At 50.0% G+C, this 18,304-nt stretch carries 13 protein-coding genes; 6 read left to right on the top strand and 7 right to left on the bottom strand.

The features are described 5' to 3' along the window. Window positions 1–42: 42 nt before the first annotated feature. Window positions 43–1,047, top strand: a complete 1,005-nt coding sequence (locus tag Pla110_RS15155; protein ID WP_144996704.1) for an NAD-dependent epimerase/dehydratase family protein — start codon at window positions 43–45, stop codon at window positions 1,045–1,047. Between the two features lie 18 nt (window positions 1,048–1,065). Here the strand turns inward: Pla110_RS15155 and Pla110_RS15150 are convergent, their stop codons facing one another. Together Pla110_RS15150 and Pla110_RS15145 are read right to left on the bottom strand one after the other, a co-directional pair. Continuing rightward, complete coding sequence (locus Pla110_RS15150) at window positions 1,066–2,742, bottom strand: fatty acid CoA ligase family protein (protein ID WP_144996702.1); 1,677 nt, start codon at window positions 2,740–2,742, stop codon at window positions 1,066–1,068. A 65-nt stretch (window positions 2,743–2,807) separates the two neighbouring features. Then, window positions 2,808–3,632, bottom strand: coding sequence for a formylmethanofuran dehydrogenase subunit C (locus Pla110_RS15145; protein ID WP_144996700.1), 825 nt, complete (start codon window positions 3,630–3,632; stop codon window positions 2,808–2,810). A gap of 369 nt (window positions 3,633–4,001) precedes the next feature. On the opposite strand from Pla110_RS15145, the gene Pla110_RS15140 reads away from it, so the two are divergent. After that, entirely contained in the window at window positions 4,002–5,183 is a 1,182-nt protein-coding gene (locus tag Pla110_RS15140; RefSeq protein ID WP_144996698.1) for a GNAT family N-acetyltransferase, read from the top strand. Between the two features lie 157 nt (window positions 5,184–5,340). Further along, complete coding sequence (locus tag Pla110_RS15135) at window positions 5,341–6,732, top strand: anaerobic sulfatase maturase (RefSeq protein ID WP_144996696.1); 1,392 nt, start codon at window positions 5,341–5,343, stop codon at window positions 6,730–6,732. 43 nt (window positions 6,733–6,775) lie between these two features. Here Pla110_RS15135 and Pla110_RS15130 read toward each other — a convergent pair whose 3' ends face one another. The 4 genes from Pla110_RS15130 to Pla110_RS15115 all read right to left on the bottom strand — a co-directional run bounded on the left by Pla110_RS15130 (window position 6,776) and on the right by Pla110_RS15115 (window position 14,172). Then, entirely contained in the window at window positions 6,776–8,440 is a 1,665-nt protein-coding gene (locus tag Pla110_RS15130; RefSeq protein WP_144996694.1) for a hypothetical protein, read from the bottom strand. A gap of 606 nt (window positions 8,441–9,046) precedes the next feature. Beyond that, on the bottom strand, window positions 9,047–11,602 hold the full coding sequence (locus Pla110_RS15125; protein ID WP_144996692.1) for a hypothetical protein: 2,556 nt from the start codon (window positions 11,600–11,602) through the stop codon (window positions 9,047–9,049). 899 nt (window positions 11,603–12,501) lie between these two features. Further along, window positions 12,502–13,344: a sugar phosphate isomerase/epimerase family protein gene (locus Pla110_RS15120; RefSeq protein ID WP_144996691.1), complete on the bottom strand. Its 843-nt coding sequence runs from the start codon at window positions 13,342–13,344 to the stop codon at window positions 12,502–12,504. A 165-nt stretch (window positions 13,345–13,509) separates the two neighbouring features. Continuing rightward, window positions 13,510–14,172, bottom strand: coding sequence for a hypothetical protein (locus tag Pla110_RS15115; protein WP_144996689.1), 663 nt, complete (start codon window positions 14,170–14,172; stop codon window positions 13,510–13,512). Between the two features lie 373 nt (window positions 14,173–14,545). On the opposite strand from Pla110_RS15115, the gene Pla110_RS15110 reads away from it, so the two are divergent. Continuing rightward, window positions 14,546–15,406, top strand: coding sequence for an NAD(+)/NADH kinase (locus tag Pla110_RS15110; protein WP_144996687.1), 861 nt, complete (start codon window positions 14,546–14,548; stop codon window positions 15,404–15,406). Window positions 15,407–15,444: 38 nt separating this feature from the next. Here Pla110_RS15110 and Pla110_RS15105 read toward each other — a convergent pair whose 3' ends face one another. Further along, window positions 15,445–15,843: a DUF1294 domain-containing protein gene (locus Pla110_RS15105; protein ID WP_197440230.1), complete on the bottom strand. Its 399-nt coding sequence runs from the start codon at window positions 15,841–15,843 to the stop codon at window positions 15,445–15,447. A 214-nt stretch (window positions 15,844–16,057) separates the two neighbouring features. Here Pla110_RS15105 and Pla110_RS15100 point away from each other — a divergent pair, with 214 nt between their 5' ends. Both Pla110_RS15100 and Pla110_RS15095 read left to right on the top strand, forming a co-directional pair. Further along, window positions 16,058–17,047, top strand: a complete 990-nt coding sequence (locus Pla110_RS15100; protein WP_144996685.1) for a Gfo/Idh/MocA family protein — start codon at window positions 16,058–16,060, stop codon at window positions 17,045–17,047. Window positions 17,048–17,141: 94 nt separating this feature from the next. Beyond that, on the top strand, window positions 17,142–18,296 hold the full coding sequence (locus Pla110_RS15095) for a sialidase family protein (protein ID WP_197440229.1): 1,155 nt from the start codon (window positions 17,142–17,144) through the stop codon (window positions 18,294–18,296). Window positions 18,297–18,304: the final 8 nt, after the last annotated feature.

Raw genomic sequence — 18,304 nt, 5'->3', positions numbered from 1 at the left:
ATCGACGTCACTCTCCCTCTCCTACTGATTGATCTAAGACTTATGAAGGCACTGGTAACCGGCGGAAGTGGATTCATTGGTTTGTATATGGTCGAACAACTCGTTCAGAACGGGGTCGATGTTCGTGTTCTTTCTCGGCGTACATTACCCGAGTTCGCACAGTTAGGCATCGAACATATCGCGGGCGATCTCAGTAACAGTGAACTCATTCGTTCTGCGGTCAAAGGTGTCGACGTCGTCTTTCACGTCGCGGGGATGACCGGTATCTGGGGGCCGTGGCGGAAGTTTTATCAGGTCAACGTGCAAAGCACGCGTGAGATCATCAAGGCGTGCCAGGAGAATGGCGTACCAAGGTTGATCTACACGAGCTCTCCAAGTGTGATCTTTGATGGATCATCGCACGAGAACGTCGATGAAACATGTCCCTATCCGACAGAGCATCTTTGTCATTACTCGCATACCAAAGCCATGGGTGAACAACTGGTACTAGAGTCAAACGGGCAGGGGGGCCTGTTGACGGCAGCGATCCGACCGCACCTTGTCTGGGGGCCGCGCGATCAAAGCTTGACCCCGCGTGTCATCGAGAAAGCAACCAAGGGGAAACTTCGCCGCGTCGGTGACGGAGAGAACCTGATCTCCGTCTCCTACGTCGAGAATGTTGCCGCCGCTCATCTTCAACTGGCGGATTCATTGCATGAGGGCTCTCCAACGGCCGGGCAGGTATATTTCATCAACGACCCTGAACCGGTCAAACTCTGGGATTGGATTGACAACCTGCTGAAAGAGTCAGGTGTGTCTCCTTTGAAAAAATCGGTTTCGGCAAAGACGGCTTACCGGGCGGGGAGAATGCTCGAAATGATGTACACTTTCCTGCCTTTCAAGGGGGAACCACCGATGACCCGATTTATGGCGTCGCAATTGAGTCAGTCGCACTATTACTCGATCGAGAAAGCCCAACGTGATTTCAACTACACTCCCATCGTTTCGATCGAGGAAGGCATGAAGAGGTGGAAGAGCGAATTGAAGCAGTATCGCGATTCAAAATAGCTCACGTCGATTGAAAAATCAGGATCGCTTCAGTTGCGAAGCCGCCCAGGGGACGAGCTTTTCCCGAAAGATCTTAACGTTATGTCTCGTGTCGACGGGCAACGATTCGTGCAACAGGAAGTGCTTGATCGAACGCGTCAATTCGTGGGCGGCGGCGATTTCCTGTAGTTCTCTAAGTAACTGCTGTTGTCCCTCGAGTGACTGTGGGAACTTCCCTTCTTCTGGTTCAGCGATAAGAACCGGGACTTGTTCCCCCGGTTTACCGATTCCCACCAGAGCACATCGATAAACCTGTGGATGTTCAGCGAGTATCGATTCACTCGGAATAGTGTAAAGCGTTCCGGATTCCGTTAGCACACGATGTGCTTTCCTTCCGCAGAACCAGACACGTCCCTGTTCATCGAGATAACCCGTGTCCCCCATGCGATGCCAGACGATATCGCCTTCTTTGATCTTGGCCTGTTTCGTGCCCTCAGGGTGATGGAAGTACTCTTTGGTTGTCGTCGGAGCCTGGACGATGATTTCGCCGATTTCACCAGTGGGTAACTCTTCGATCTCATCCATGTTGGCGATGGGTTCATCCGTGAGGCGAATGATTTTCAACTGGACTCGGTCTAACGGTTTACCGACGCATGTTCCCGCTCCCCTGCTTGTCTTTTGCGCTGTCTCGTTAAGCACTTCGCGGCCACCAATGGAGCAAATCGGCAATGACTCCGTTGCTCCGTAAGGCGTAAAAATGTCGTCTTCCGGTTGAGTGAAAAATTTCATAACGCGCTTCAATACATGGACGGGAACGGGAGCCCCTGCGGACAAAGCACACCTTAACGTGGGAAACTGCAAATGATGTTCCTCGCAGTATCGCCCGACTCGGTTCCAGAATGCAGGAGAACCAAATGCCTGAGTGACGCCCAGTTGCTCAATCGTCTTGACCATCAATGCGGGGTCGACATCCGCAGGACGGGTCGGATCCATCTCGGGGATGACGGTCGTCCCACCCAGTCCAGTATTAAACAAACCAAACAACGGAAAAGCGGCCAAATCGATGCCACCTGGTTTAATCTGGAAATGTTCCTGCAGCATTCCGATTTGAGCATCAAACATGCCGTGTTCATACAGGACTCCCTTGGGAGGGCCGGTGCTTCCGCTGGTGAAGATGATCGCCGCCGGATCGGTAGCGTTGGTCGCGTACGGTTTCAGCGAGCTCTCGCGTCCACGTTTCAAAACGGAGTCGTAAGTCGGTCCACTCCAGAACCAGCGTTTTCCCACGGTGACATTGAATCGGGCATTACAAAACCGCCGTCGGTTCAACATGCGAGCCACTTGCACGATCGGGATGCCAATAAAGCCTTCGGGGTTTACTTGTTCCAGACAGTTGAGAATATTCGTACGACCCATCCCCGGGTCGACAAGCACGACAGTGGCTCCCGATTTGACGATACCAAAGGTCAGTTTCAACATGCGGGCACTGTAGGGAACCATCAAGGTTAACTTGTCGCCCGGTTGAACCCCCAGTTCACGAAATCCAAACGCAAGCTGTTCGCTTTCATCGTCTAGTTCTCGAAAGCTGGTTTCGTTGAAGACGAGCTGGCCTTCTGACGTTCGTTTCCTCGGTACTGCCTCCAGGATCGCTGCCTGGTCAGGAAAGGCCTGAGCATTTTTTCGCAACCGATCCGCAGTATTCAGGAGAAGAGACATGTCTCAGGCATTCGAGTCTAATATGGTGAAGAAAAAGCGGGTTTGGTTTATTGTTGGGACTTGGTTCAACTCATCGCCAGTAGTATCTCGCCCCGAGCCGTCGCCACGAAGTCACCACAATAGCGAGTGAAAAGAAGGCGGAACATGTCGTCCGTTATTATCCAGCCCTCATCCTGTAACCGTTTGAGATAGAAACGGAGGAACAATGGACGATAAGTGCTGGCGGGAAGGAAGGTCGGGAGGAGTCGAGTAGTTGAATCGGATTGGAAACAGACGATGGAACCCCGTTTCATACCTGCACCCAATTGGGCTCCAGAATTCCCAAACAGCAACAGTGAGCCCGCCAGCATTTTGAAACCGGCGGCATCACCGACATTGCCTTGAACCGCAATAAACCCCCTCCGCATGGAATGACCGACTTCGTCTCCGGCATTGCCTCGCACAAAGATCTCTCCTCCACGCATTCCTTTTTTCGCCCCGCGGTATGCAGCGCCCAGCGAGTGACCTGTGTTGCCGCCGATCAGGAGGAGCCCTCCTGTCATTTCGGCTCCCGCGAAGTGAGACACGTCGCCTGTGACTTCAATTCGTCCTCCGGACATTTCGGCACCGATATGATTGCCGGCGTCTCCTTCGACCCGAATCGTTCCCCCTGAATGCTCGACTCCGATTCGTTTCACCCGGGAGCAGTCGCCCCGCCAAATTATCGTTTCATCGTCCTTCGCAGATCCAGAGACGTCAAAAAAAGTTCCGAGTGGTACCTGCTGTCTCCCATGTTGCACCAGTAACTCAGCAATTTCGGCAATGGGCATTGTCCGCACTTTTTCCATCCGAATCGAATCGACTTCGATCGAGAGTGTCAATTCTGCTTTCGGTTCCAGGATTAGGGGCATGCGGTTCGCCGGGAAAAAGGAGCAAACAATGTTAGGTCGGGGGATCGGGGAAAGCTGTTAGTTGCTCCGTCTATCGCCCTTTAAAAACGAGTTGCGACGATCAATTTCATGTTGTATTCCGGCATCATTCAGGGTGAAATCGACTCGAATCGGCATCATTAAATAATTAATGGCTGTATGTTGTTAGTTGTTGTGCATCAACAGGTTAACGCAATTTGGCTCGGAATGAAAGTGCTCGGGCACACCGCTTGCATTAGTAGTAGAAGCCCGAAATCCTGTTCTATGCGAGTCTTACTTCGACAGCCGAGGCTGTTTGGCATTAACAGGTTTCCAACCGAGTCGAGCCGGTCTCATCCGTGGAGCATCAACATGTTGATTGTAACTGAGTACCACAACTTAGAAGAACTGAAAACCGTTTCCGATGTCTGGAATCGACTTTGGAGTCAGACTCCTGATTCGAGTTTCCTACATTCTTACGAAGCGTTCGAGGCGACTTGCGCACTGACTGGATTGCGAGATGACTTGAAAGTTCTGATGGTTTCGCTGATGGGGAAACCGATTGGATTTGTCCCGTTTGTGATACGGCCAATGGAGACTTCGCTCGGGACATTGCGAGTGCTCACTTTTCCCATGGAGGAGTGGTTCTCATTTTATAATACCATTGGTCCACATAAAACGATCATTCTGCAGGCCGCGATTAAGCATCTTAAAAAATCGGATCGCAATTGGGACTATCTCGACTGGACCGGTTTGTTGAAACAAGGTCGCGAGAAAGAACGGTTGGAAACGGCAGGAATTCTGCATGGAATGAAAATGGAACAGCATTCCAGCCGCGAATGTTCTGTCATTAACCTGGAGAAGGGGTGGTACTCTTTCTGGACGAATGCGGACGCCGAAATGCGTCAGACTGCTCACTCCATGGAACGTCGATTACAGGGCATGGGACGACTACGCCTGATGCGTTGCCGATCGATTGCCGAGAACCAAGTCGATGAACCTGGTGAAAACTTGATCTATCAGCATCTGCAGAAAATTCTTTCTGAAAATCTGGCGAACCCGATTGGAAAAACCAAGGAACGTCGTGGCACTCGTAATAGTGAATTCATCAGTCGGATTCATAATGCAGCCGTAGGTCAGGCAGTGGCAGACTGGTCCGTGCTATACGTGGATGATGAGCCAATAGCGGCAGCCTATGGACTGGCGCATCAGGGTCGCCTGGAAATGCTCTCGCTGTCATCACGGGTAGGGTGGCCAATGGAATCGCGACTTGTGCTGATGAAAATGTTGCTGGAAGACAGTTGCCGCCGCGGCGATCTGAATATCATGATCCCCACCACTTGGGGTAGCGTTGCCACTTGTCTTCGTAATGAAACCTTCACGACCTGCCGGTTCGTCTGTACGCCAATGACCTCCTGGAAAGTACACGCTCTCAAGACGACTCGGATCGTGCAGGAATGGTTGGGAAAACCCAAAGAACCGGTCGGATTCTACGACGAAAAATGGAACGACCGTCGCGATGAACGCCCGCTTAAATTAAACGTGCTTGCGTAGGTCAGTTGTTAGTACTGATCGAATAAAATGCCTCGGCTTCCACTTGAATCGACTGGTTCTCGGCGTGACTTGATGTTTCGCAGCTTTGCAGCGGGTATAATTGATTTACAGTGAGTAAATATTCCTGAACACAAACCGCCAGAATTCAGTCTGCCTCATGACCGTCATTCCATTCGAACATCAGGGTTTGCACGTGATGGTGAAGCCGATCGGCCCCATCTGCAATCTCGATTGCGAATACTGCTATTACTTGCGGAAAGAAGAACTTTATCCGTCAGGTGAACGGTGGCGGATGTCGCTGGAACTGCTTGAATCATTTATCGAACAATATTTTGCAGCGCAACCAGCGGAAATCCCCGAGGTCACCTTTGCCTGGCAGGGGGGCGAGCCAACCTTACTGGGGCTCGATTTCTTTGAGGCAGTTGTGCGAGTCCAGAAAAAGCATGCTCCCCCAGGTTTACAATACGCAAATACATTGCAGACGAATGGTGTTCTGCTGACAGACGAATGGTGCCAGTTCTTCAAACGAGAAAACTTTTTGATTGGCATTTCGATAGATGGCCCCGCGGAAGTACATGACCATTATCGCTATGACAAAAAGGGGAATCCGACCTTCGAAAAAGTGATGCAAGGGTTGCACCTCCTGAAATCAAATGAAGTCGAATTCAATGTCCTCGTGGTCGTGAATCGGGTGAACGCCCGACTGGGCAAGAAAGTTTACACCTACCTGCGAGACAATGGAGCGGAACATATACAGTTCATCCCTATTGTTGAGAAAGAGAACCAAGAACAGACAGAAGTCGAACGAATAGAATCCGAACAGAAACAGGAATGTGAATTGCATCCATGGGGAAAGCATGTCTCGGAACGATCTGTGCTACCCGAGCAATATGGCCAGTTTCTCGTCGACGTGTTTGACGAATGGAGTCGCCGTGATATTGGAAAAGTCTTCGTGCAGATATTCGATCAGGCGCTCTCTGCCTGGATGGGATACGAACCGGGTCTGTGCATATTTCGGAAAAAATGTGGACGTGCTTTAGCGCTCGAGCACAATGGGGATCTTTACTCGTGCGATCATTTTGTTGACCCCGACTGGAAACTGGGAAACATTCAGGAAACGTTATTGCCAGTACTGGCGAATTCCGAGCGTCAAGAACAGTTCGGGTCTGATAAGGAAAAGACTCTGCCTCCATTTTGTCGAGAATGCGAAGTCCGTTTTGTCTGTAACGGAGGTTGTCCCAAGAATCGATTTATATCGACGCCCAGCGGGGAAGATGGTTTAAACTACCTTTGCGCGGGATATAAGCAGTTCTTCAATCATATTGACCCAGTGATGAAGGCGATGGTGGGCGAGATCAAAGCAGATCGATCGCCAGCGAATGTGATGCAGATGAAACGGAATTCAGGGAAATCGCAGAGGGCATCAGCCAAGTCTACAGTTGGAAAGCCTGCCGTTATCCAAGGCATGGCTCCGGGACAACTTCCAGGAAGGAACGATCCCTGTACCTGTGGTTCCGGGCGTAAATTTAAAAAATGCTGTGGAGCCTGATGACTCCACAGCATTTCATTGGTTTTCAGGTCAATCTTCGCGACTACTCTTCCAGATTTTCTGCAGAGAAGTCGGCGATCAGTTTACCTGCCAGACGTAAGACGCCTTGCTCGATATTCAGTTCGCCATCGATGACATCACCTTTCTGATTCAATTGCAACGTAATCGCATCGGCCCCTTCTTCGAAGGCTGATTTGGCGAAGTTGTATAACTTGTCGTTGCCAGATTCGCCGCGGGCTTTATGCACCGTTTCGACCCATGCACCAACAGCTAGTTTCAAATCCACGAACCGATGAGTCTCGGTGGGCTTTGCCGGTTCTGCTTCCGCCTGAGTAATGGCAGATTTCAGTTCTTCGACCGCATTTGCTCCGGCAGAAATCCAGAAGGCGTTTGTGGAGGTGCCAACGTAGACGACTACATCATCGCCGAAGAAACCTTGCAGACTTTGCAGTGCTCCTTCTTCGAAGGTCAGTTTGTGTATGGAAACGTCGCCCTGTTTGTCGATGTCGAATTCAATGGCTCGTCCTTCGGCTGTCTTGGGAACCAGTTCCAGGATTTTGCGAGCTTCTTCTCCATTAACGGCGTTCATCACACCGAGAGAAACGCGACCGGCATCGTTGTTGTAGACCTGAGCTACTGTATCGAGCCAGCCTGACTTGATGCTTTCATCCAGCATGGCAAAAAACAGGTCTGACGCGCTGTTGAATGCTTGTTTGGAATCTTCTGATTTCTCGGCATCATCGGTGATGGTTTTTACGATCGCCGCCTGCATCACTTTGCTGTATTCGCTCAGATTCTTCTGACGAAGTTCGTCCAGAGGTAACAAAATGCGGAGTTTCAGAATCGCATCTTCCCGTTCTGGGATACCGGCGAACTGGCTGGGATGTTCCTTCAGTTGATTGACGGTGGCAGCGAGGCTGGTTTCCGCAATGGGGTCGATAAGCGTCGTGAATTGCCCATTCTCGACTGGAGCGGGCAAGCTCCACGTGGTCAGCATGCTTTTTCCTTCGGCATACACTCGTTCGAGTTCATCGATAAGGATGTTAGCCATGCCTTCTCGGACAGCGAAATCTTCAGCCGATTCTCCCTCGCGGCGAGTAACGTACGCTTTGATGAGTTCTTCAATTCCGCCAAACTTGGCATGACGTTCTTCGACATCGCCCCCTTCGTTTTTGAGGCTGAGAATTACGTCGACCTCGGGCAGATCGTTTAACTTTTCATGAGTTGAAAAGGCATTCATCGCTCCAACTCGGATCGTTTCCAGATCGACCTGCTGTTTTACAAGGATCGCATAGGGAATATCGAACAGTAAAAATCCTGTGTATTCACCAGCAACTGTATAAAGAGATGGATTTTTGCGATCTCGTCGAGAGATGAAATCGTATCCCTTCAGATTCTCACGGAAGTCACGAGTTTTCTGAGTGACGGGAAAGAAGATTCGGTAACGAGCTTCTTGGGGTTCAGAAATAACATCCAGTTTCAGAATCAGACTTTGATCGATTCCGTCCAGTAGTAGGTCAAAGTAGTCGTTCAGAACTTCTTTCTGTTCCTGTTCTTCTGGAGTCGTGAGATCCAGAATGGCTTTAACGTCGTCGACGACTCGTTGGGGACTGGAAAGGGCCAGATACAAATCGGTCTGGGCAGGCAGACTTTTGGCAAACCCCATCGTCAGGGTACACACGATGATAGCGAATAAGGTTTTCGACACCTCGAACTCCTTGAATGTTGATCTTCGGTTGGATTTCTTACACTGCGGAGGTGAGGCTTACGCTCGCAGGTGCAGAGATTTCTGGTGAGAATTGCCTTGATACAGGTCGCCAGATAAGAGCGAGTTACTTCGGATGGTCACAGGCTTGGCAGAGAAGTGGAACTTTGAGGTTCCCGGACTGAAATCAGTCCCCTCGCCGGACATTTCACAGCAACGCGATCTTGTCAGAATCCGTTCAGGACTCTAGCAGACGTATACGTGTATCACGACATCACGAACAAATTGGTTCCTCATGCCAACGTTGATGCACGAAGGGGCCCACTTCTTTCGCTCGTGGATTCCCTTTCTTGCCTGAAATTCGAGAATTAACCAGCCTGCTTCTCGAAGTTCTACTATCGTGATTCTATAGATTCCCCCAAAGTTAGGAAAGCAAGGAATGCGTCGTAATCAGCGAAAGTACAGTAGTTTACGCAGCATTTATGGAATTCTGTCGCGAGTTTGCCGCTTGGACATCTTTTTCGCTGTGCGTCGTGTACTCCTGTGAACACGAATATCCAATTCGAAAATGTACATGCGGGTCCGGTTTGGGGGCCAGATTCACCAGAATCAGGGGGCAGAATCAGGCGTCGGGAGCTCTTCTTCGAGTAGTGCAAAGAATCCAACCAACTCCGGAATGACGCCACGGCAGACCGACAACCATCGTGTCGGTGTCAAATCCTCACGACGCATTAAGGCCCAATACTTTTCCGTCTGAGCGGAAGCGACTGCGTGGCCGGACATGACCTTCCAAGCCTCTTCTTGCATTAGAGGATCTTCAATCCGCTTGGTGAGATCGATCGCCTGAATGAGTTTTTCTTTGCGGACAAGTCGATTAATAAAGTACAAGGTGATCAGTTCTTTTTCCGCTACAGAGACTTTCGAATCATTAATAATGGAAGAGGCCGCGCGGATGTCGTCGTAAGCCAGATTAACGGCCAACCCTTCCACCAGCACCGCTGTCGGTTCCGTAAGCAAATCCTGTCGGCTCAACAGGGCGTTAACGTTGTCGGCGAATTGTTTTTGGCCCAATTCAGTAAAGCGGTTCTCTAACAACTGGAGTAGTGGTGTACTGACATAAGGTTCCATGTCCGCGGATGACCCCGACGCGTCATTACTGGTGACGGCTTGCCAGACTTCAGATTGGAGTCCCCAGTTGAGGCCTCGGGCAAGGATCGTCCATTGAGCACGAAATCTACGTTCGGCACGTTCTTCCAGGACTTTCAAGTTTCGATCGTATTGAGCAAACTTGATGGACAATTCCGATGCCGCATTGAGATTGATTTCCCGGAAAAGTTGCTGTTGTGCTCGCGTCGAATTCGACTCGATTGCTTCTCGGAAACTGCGAGTCAGTTTAGGATTCGGAGAGATATTCCTCCCGATTTGCAGACTCTTTTTCAGGTAGGTCCAGGATTCATCTTTCTTTTTCGCTATCGACTCCGCCCGCGACAGTTCCGCAAACGCCTGCATTTCCAACAGGCAATCTTCGATAGAAGGGAGTGAACGTAAGTTGACTTCTAATATATCTTTCATCGATCTTACAGGTAACGGATCTGGAATTGTATATTTGCTGGCCGCTTCTTCAGCCTGTTTAAGATAGCCGAGAGAGGCTTCTTCACCCTGTGGGTACAAGCCTAAATACATAGCGGCGTATACCCGTACAGGATGAGCTGGGTTTTTTACTGAAGAAACAAGCTGCTTGAGAGTCTCGTCAGTAATTGTGCTGTTCGCTTCCGGAGTTTGGAGCACAGTTCGTATCCAATCGACGATGCAATCAGACCGTACGTCATTTTCACGCGCTGCGAGTGCCCATTCCAATCCAAGATCTCGTTTCAACCGAGTGACCAGATCAATCGTCACAGCGCTATAGAGCGGGGATGTCCAAGGTTGGCTCAGGTTTCGGAAGAGCAGGACATCAATGTCCCATGTATCCAGCCTTTCAGAGATATACATCGCCGAACTGAGCAGCGCTTCATCGTCGCGTTGGTCAAATTTCTGAGCCAGCTGTTTTGCTATCTCTTTATTATCAGACGCATATGCAAGCGCTGCAAAGCGGATCGCGCATTCAATTCTAAAACGGCCTCGACCGGGGAGCGTTCCCATTAAATCCTGGATCGCTTTGAAGTTCTCGTCGAAAGTCTGCTGCTGGTCGCCTGCCTGTAGTAATTGCCAACCATATTCCGTTAACGCGGGAATCGCGTAATAGGGGAATTGTCGACCAACTACTTTTAGTTTATCCAGATCGTCCTGCATTTTCTCAGGTTGTTGGATCAGGGCATGAATCTCGGCTGACATACGGCGGCAGTCGGCCAGACTTCTATTATTGGTGTAGTCGCCGACATAACGGGCCTGTTTTACCTGAGCTTCTCTCAGGACATCTTTCTGACCCTGAAACGGATCGACAAACTTCTCCTGTTCATCAACTTGAGGAGTCTTATCTCCTTCATTTGAATCAGTATTGGTGATATTAGCCAGATTCGGATTACCCTGCGAAAGGTTGTCCGAACTGGAAGGACGGGACATCCAGTAGAAAAGTCCGCCCCCCAGCAGCACCACACCGATCGTCACGATGGCCACGATCAGGATTGGATTGGCTCGAGTCTCTTCTTGAGCATTATTTCGTCGATCGCCCCCCACTTTGGGAGCTTCGAACACGGGAACCATACAGTCTTTATTTCGGCAACGGACTTCTTTGCCCGCTATTTTGTGCGGAGCAAATCCGGCTGTTTCACACATCGGACAGATCACACGATAGGTGCAGCCTCGTTGCGGTTTTGGGCGTAATTGAAATGCCTTCCGCAGGCGGCTCGTGTCGAAATTGAAAATCTCGGAATCGTCCGCTGGGGCAGAAGCGCCCCCAAAGTCTTTCAGGAAGCCGGGGCGTCCCGCGCTACTCCTCTCTTTAGCTGGAGGAGCCGCTTTTTTCTCAGGACTTGCAGGTGGGGCCGATTTGGGAGGAGACTTAGCTTCGCTGCGCGGAGTGAGCCCGCGCTTCTTTTTCGGAGGCTGGGCCGGTGTTTTTCCAGTGGAAGAATTGCCAGACATGGATGCCCCACAGAAAGGGCATTCCTCGACGTCGTCATCCAACACCGATTGTTTGCATTCAGGACAAAAACGAAGATCCATAGATGTTCAGGTTCCTCAGTGAGTCATGAACTCAGACATGAATAGAGTGAGTCCGTTCCCCGGTGAGAATCATAAAGTCAAAGGGAACAAGGCTAGTGATGTGAGCGGCCCAATTAATTGTGTGCAAGTCAGTTTCAGAACCGAGTGGATCCCTGAAAAGTTCCTCACAGGCATGTTTGTAAAACCTGTTCAGATCATCAAAGAAACGCATAGATCTCTCGACAGGAACTTGCCGAATCCCACTTTAACGTATCCTCTGGGATCTCGCTAGAACCGGTCACTGTCTTTTGTAGCGGCTTGATGAGACGAAAACCCGTTTAAACGAGGCTTTGCTCGGTCGTACCGTGATTCCGAGTAATGAGATAGTGGCCCACTATTAATATACGTAGCCGATAGTCGTTTCCCGCGAAATTCCCGGATCAGATCCGTCTCTTTTTACTTAAAAACAGGCGAATCACGTTAGAACTGGTATTTTAAGGAATACTGAGCAGGACCAAACCACCAAATGATTGCGGACGAATATTGTCATTCGGAATAGAAAGAAATGAGGACGATCAACCTCGACGAAGTCTGTCGAGTTTAGTGACCTTGGCGGAGCTGATTCTAAAGATGGGCAGGACGGTGGATAACTGATAAACCGTCTGGAATCAAATAAGCTGACGAATGTCAGGCTTGGAAATGCTTTAATGATATGAATAAAACCGCTGCGAGACAAATCTGTCTCGTCAACGGCTCTATTATACCTGCCTGTCCAGGGACAGCCTAGACCCGAGTTCCAAAATCAATACCCCGATCAATCTGAGATCGAACGAGATTGAATATGAACGTCACGACTGTTAGGACTGATAAATTCCTTAGAACCAGAGCCGACCTGTTCGGGAGGTTGTTTCTGTTCGGTATTAACCTTCCACTCGTTGTTTCATAAATGCGAGACCGTTTTTTGCCAGATACTCTTCGCTGGGGAACATTTTCCGCCAGATACGGGTAGCGGCAGCCAGGTCAGGAAGAGCCAGACCGAAGGCTTCAATCGTCATCCAGCCATCGTAGCCTGTCTCTTTGAGTGCCTGGAAAGTGGTGTCCCAATGAACGTGTCCCTCTCCCGGAGTCGAGCGGTCGTTCTCAGAAATGTGAACATGCACTGTCTGGTTGGCACATGCCTTGATTGCCTGGGCGATATCTTTTTCTTCTATGTTGGCATGGAATGTATCGTACATCATTTTCACGTTGGGATGATTCACTTCATCGATGAAGCGGGCACAATCGGCGGCGGTATTGAGGAAGTAACATTCGAATCGGTTCAGGTATTCGACAGTTAAAACGACATCGTTCGCTTGAGCGTGATCGGCGACTTTGGAGAGGGTCTCTTTGGCATAGTTCCATTCTTCTTCCGTGCGACCTGCACCAGAGAATTCACCAAGTGCGGAATGAATCGGACCGCAGATGTGGGTTGCACCACCAGCGGCGGCCATGTCGACTACTTTCTTTAAATACTCAACTGCCCGTTCCCGGTTGGCAGGGTCGGGAGAAATCGGATTAGCCTCCGCGTTGCAGACGGTGACGGCAGTACGACCAAGGCCGAGTGCGTCTAACCGATCGCCCATCCGTTTGAATTGCGATTCATCAGTTCCGAAAATTGGAAACTCAATGCCGTCGTAGCCCCAGTCTTTAATCTGTTCGAGCAATCCATCGTGCTCTTCCGTTACATCGGCGGTCCACAGCAGCATATTCAAGCCGTATTTCATGGTTCATCCTCAAGTCGTTGTATTGATATAGGTTTGGTATTGAGAGTGGATAATTTGCTTGTATTCCCTTTCGGTTTCTACCAGTGAAGAACTTCCGGACTCTTTCTGGCATTAGTTGAAACCCAGGCTCCTGAATCTTGAGCAATTGAAGGCTCAGTCACAAATTCAGGTTATGACAAACCGATCTTCCGGCAGAAGCCCTCGCCAGTTCCGTTCCACCATGATCTTCATCTCGATCAACAGTTCGACAGTCTCGTCGGGTAATGGTGCCAGTGTGACCCTTCTCATCACTTGATTCAAGCGATAGAGCATTTTCGAGAGGTCGAGATAGTCTTCCAGGAATCGTTCGTGTGAGAATCGAGGGATTAACGGAGCGAGTCGATCCGTTTGTCTCGTTCCCATCAGATTGACAACCTCTTCGATTTTCCCCGGTTCGATCTCTTCGAACGCATGGTAATACTGTTCGATTTTTCCAGGGAACTGTTCAATGAGAACCGCATCCAGCAACATCTCGGTGACGATATGTCCCAGGAAACCAGGATAAAACTTGTCGGAAGGAGGCTGCAACTCGCGAAACATCAGGCTGAGTTTACCGGATAGGTCGTAGAAGGGGAGCGTCGTATGGAACCAGTCATCGTCATTCAAGTGCTGGAGCACGCCCCGCGCGACGAGGTCCACCTCGGAGCCCGAGCCGTCAACATGAGGTTCGACCAGACGTGACCGCATCCGAACTTTACGATCAGCGACAGAAAGCATGTCAGGAATCGCTGTACCCACCAGAAAATAAGGCTCGTCCAGAAAACGAATACCATGAGCAAAGAAATTCATGTGGATTGTATTCCCGAAGATTCAGATGCGGCGCGTGGACGATTGAGTGGTAAGATATAAGGAGGACACTAGAAGTCTAATACATTGACGTCCGCCGGTTCTTGTGAAGAATTAGGGCGTGGGAATGATTTTCTCTTGCCGTTCCCGATTCAATTCTGGATCATCTGGTACTGACAATCCGGCTGGAGGCTAAGTATACTCCTCTCTCTTCAAGCCTGCCAGCCGCTGCTCCAACGAGATACCGGTCTTCGTAGAGGCCATTTCAAAAACCGGTTGTGGCAGTTCGAGACCCTACAAAAATGGGTAAGCGTTACCCATCAGAGGGTTTTGGAACTACTTCTAAGCAGAACTTTATCCTGAATGCCATTGATTCATGAGCGACTCCGAACTCGATTTAATCATTCTTGCGCGAGACCAGAGTAAGTTGGTGCAGGAAGCCTGGCAGGAGATCCACCGCTTTCTCGATGCGCGAGAAAAAACCAGACTCGTAGCCGCAGCCGTGACGGAAGATCTGGAACTCGACCACCATCAGGCCGACATCGTGATTGTGCTGGGAGGAGACGGTGCGATATTGCGAGCCTGCCGACAGTTGGGCTCGAGGCAGCTTCCGTTGCTGGGGGTCAATCTTGGACGACTCGGATTTCTGGCCGATATTTCCGCCAGTGATCTTATAAGCCGATACGATGAGATCGAGCAGCGAAAATTTGACGTCGTCGATCATTTGATGTTTGAATGCGAACTGGAACATCAGGACGGTAGTTCAGAAAAGTTTCTCGGCTTGAACGAAGTCGTCGTTTCAGCGGCGGGTTCACTGGGCATGTTGGATATCAATTTACGGATCGATCAGGAACGGGTCACCACTTATAGTGGCGACGGGCTCATTATCAGCACGCCGATTGGTTCCACTGCTCATAGTCTTTCGGCGGGGGGGCCAATCCTACAACAGGATTTGGCGGTGTTTGTCATCACACCGATTTGCCCTCATACAATGACGATTCGTCCCGTCGTCGATTCTGCCGATCGATGTTACACCATGAAAATGGATACCGTTAAAGAAGGGGTCATGCTCAGCATCGACGGCCAGATTCATCGTCCAATCGTTTCGGGAGACAAGGTGCATGTACGAAAAGCGTCGGTCTCGTGCAAGCTCGCGCGGTTGCCGGGACATCACTACTACAGCATTCTGAATCGCAAACTGGGATGGGCCGGACAACCCCGTTACCGTAAGAAGTGATCTGCCTGTTTGAAGAAACATTCGCGATTGTGCCGAAGTCATAAGCTCTTTTGGATTTCTTCAATCGAAGGAAGTTCCACATCTCCGAGCCAGCCAGACCAGGCGGGCATGAAAAGCTTGGCGGAGATCACCAGGTTCAAGACAACCATCAACCAGAAAACGGCTTGAAACGACATTTTGCGATTCTTATGGCGAATATGCCACTGAGCCAATAATGCGCCTGGCCAGCCACCCAGAACGCTAAGCGTCTGTAATGTCTTCTCTGGAGTTCGCCATTCGTTATTTTGGGCTTTTCGTTTATCCCACCAGAAAACTCCATAGGTGACAATGCTTAAACCGATGACAGAAAGTGGCCACAGGAAATTCAGGCCGTAAATCAACCCGTAAACGATCATCGTCAAAAAGTAGGTCACTACAATTCCGATTGCCGCACGCACGATGAGAGCTTTCTAAGTAATTAGTCTTGAATAATGATCGGCTGTCTCGTTATTTGAAATTGAATACTGAGAGAGAAAAGATCATAATTCGTCAGGAGTACATCGATTGTAAGCAACCGAAAATAGGACCGGTCGATGTCCGAAGTTTTGATACTGTATCCGGTTATTGCGTCTAAATCCAATCTGACAATCATCTGATATTGAAGACAATTCCATGAAACAGGCTCTTATAGTTGGTGGCGGTTCCATTGGGGAACGTCACCTCCGCTGCTTTCTTGATACTAGCCGGGTGACCGCCAGTATCTGTGATGTGAATGAATCATTAGTGGCGAGTTTGAAAGAAAAATATAAACTCGGCGACTGCTTCACCGATTTCGACAAGGCGCTCGACTCTAAGCCCGACATGGTTGTGATCTGCACTCCCGCCCATCTGCACATTCCCATGGCACAAGCCTGCGCCGATCGTGGTATTCCCGTGCTGATTGAGAAACCGCTCAGTACCAACTTCGACGGTATCGACAAACTAATTACCACGGTCAAAGAAAAGAACCTTCCCGTCGCAGTTGCCTATGTCACCCGCGCCAATCCGATCCTTCAGGATTTTCGTAAAACAATTCAATCGGAACGATTTGGCAAGCCGGTGCAACTCGTCTTTACCAGTGGCCAGCATTTTCCCTTCTACCGCCCTGCGTATAAAGAAATTTATTACAACAACCGAGCGACAGGAGGAGGCGCGATTCAGGATGCGCTCACGCATGGGCTCAACTATTGTGAATGGTTGATTGGACCCATCACGAAGTTAGTCGCGGACGCAGACCATAAGGTTCTCGAAGGTGTTGAAGTCGAAGACACGGTGCATGTCATCGCGCGGCATAATAATGTCATGGCCAGTTACACGTTAAATCAGTATCAGGCCCCCAACGACATGGTCCTCACCGTCGCCTGTACAGAGGGAACCCTAAGGTACGAACCGACTGAGTTCCGTTGGTCGTGGCAGGTCGATCCGGCGGGGCATTGGACCCACGTAGAGTTCCCACCGATGGAACGGGACGATGGATTCGTCGCTCAGGCAGAGGCGTTTGTTGATCTGTGCGAAGGCAAAGCGGAACCTCTTTGTTCTCTGGAAGACGGGTACCAAACACTGAAAGCGAATTTGGCCATTCTGAATGCACTCGACTCAACCAACTGGCAAAAACTGAGCTGAGCCAGTTCAATGGACTACAGACTGCGGACTACAAACTGCGGAGTGCGAACTGCAAACCTCTAATATGAACTTCGATGAAACGCGAATTGATTCCATGTGCTTAACGAAAATTCTACGGACTCACGTAGCCCGTTCGATTGTCCTGCTGATGATGGCAGTTATTGTTCTGAGCGGAACAATAACTGCCCCGCTACGTGCAGAAGGATTTCCTTCCGTTGATCGGAAGAGTCTCGTCTACAAGGGGATTCCGCCCAACCATTGCTGCGTGGATCAGGTGTTGCGATATCTGCCTAATGGCGAAATGGGCGTCTTCTTCGTCACTGGGGGAACGTTCGAGCCCGACGTTAACAATCATATCCGACTCTGCCGATCCAGCGATCAGGGGGAGACCTGGTTGCGCGACGAAGAAGTTCTCAAGTTAAAGGACAAAGCTTGTCTGTTAACCGAAGCGATCGTGCATGAAGACACGATTACTCTTTTCGTGAGTGTGCATGATGGCCGATTCGAAAACTGGACGGTGCATACGATTGCCAGCGAAGACAATGGACAGACTTGGGGAGAGCTGCAACCCTTTACTCCGCTTCCACGCAAGACATTCATTCGCAACCTGTATCGTGCCTCCTGGGGAGAGTGGATCCTGCCATTTCAAACGTATGCTTTCGATGGAGATGCCTCGAAGTCCATCTTTCAAACCAAACCGATGCTTTGCCGGAATGGAGTACTCATCAGTAATGATCAAGGGAAAACCTGGACCCAATCAAAACTGACTGAACCTCTGGCGGGTTGGGGTGAAAACAATGTGGCCGAACTAACTGACGGTCGCCTCGTCATGCTGGTTCGAGCTGACGGTAAAGGGCATCTTGATCGACATGAATCATCCGACCGGGGACGAACCTGGTCTGAGCGAGTGGCGACAAAAATTCCTAATCCGGGAAGTAAGTTTCGATTGTTCAATCTGTCTGGTGATCGCATCGCCCTGGTTCATAATCCGAATTCAAAAACATCCAGCAAAAATTCCAAACGGCAGGCGAACGTCGTCCGCAATCCAATGGCGTTGTGGATCTCCAAAGATGACCTCCAGACCTGGGGCTATCAACGAACATTAACCGACTTCCCCGGAATGCTTGCTTATCCCGATGGAGAAGTAGACCCCGAAGAGAAGTTCATCCACTTTGTATTTGATTATAATCGCCACGACGTCATTTATTGGGGCGCTGCGTTACCTGCCAAAGAGGAAGTCTCCGAATAAAGGATGGC

This window comes from Polystyrenella longa (genome assembly GCF_007750395.1).
Taxonomy (GTDB): Bacteria; Planctomycetota; Planctomycetia; order Planctomycetales; family Planctomycetaceae; genus Polystyrenella; species Polystyrenella longa.
Note: the sequence above shows the minus strand (reverse complement) of the source record. Positions and strands in the feature narration are given on the sequence as shown.

What these genes read in the sequence shown, in the direction of transcription:
- Pla110_RS15155 (WP_144996704.1), top strand. Translation starts at nt 43, where the DNA reads ATGAAGGCACTGGTAACCGGCGGAAGTGGATTCATTGGTTTGTATATG.
- Pla110_RS15150 (WP_144996702.1), bottom strand. Translation starts at nt 2,742, where the DNA reads ATGTCTCTTCTCCTGAATACTGCGGATCGGTTGCGAAAAAATGCTCAG.
- Pla110_RS15145 (WP_144996700.1), bottom strand. Translation starts at nt 3,632, where the DNA reads ATGCCCCTAATCCTGGAACCGAAAGCAGAATTGACACTCTCGATCGAA.
- Pla110_RS15140 (WP_144996698.1), top strand. Translation starts at nt 4,002, where the DNA reads ATGTTGATTGTAACTGAGTACCACAACTTAGAAGAACTGAAAACCGTT.
- Pla110_RS15135 (WP_144996696.1), top strand. Translation starts at nt 5,341, where the DNA reads ATGACCGTCATTCCATTCGAACATCAGGGTTTGCACGTGATGGTGAAG.
- Pla110_RS15125 (WP_144996692.1), bottom strand. Translation starts at nt 11,602, where the DNA reads ATGGATCTTCGTTTTTGTCCTGAATGCAAACAATCGGTGTTGGATGAC.
- Pla110_RS15120 (WP_144996691.1), bottom strand. Translation starts at nt 13,344, where the DNA reads ATGAAATACGGCTTGAATATGCTGCTGTGGACCGCCGATGTAACGGAA.
- Pla110_RS15115 (WP_144996689.1), bottom strand. Translation starts at nt 14,172, where the DNA reads ATGAATTTCTTTGCTCATGGTATTCGTTTTCTGGACGAGCCTTATTTT.
- Pla110_RS15110 (WP_144996687.1), top strand. Translation starts at nt 14,546, where the DNA reads ATGAGCGACTCCGAACTCGATTTAATCATTCTTGCGCGAGACCAGAGT.
- Pla110_RS15100 (WP_144996685.1), top strand. Translation starts at nt 16,058, where the DNA reads ATGAAACAGGCTCTTATAGTTGGTGGCGGTTCCATTGGGGAACGTCAC.
- Pla110_RS15095 (WP_197440229.1), top strand. Translation starts at nt 17,142, where the DNA reads ATGTGCTTAACGAAAATTCTACGGACTCACGTAGCCCGTTCGATTGTC.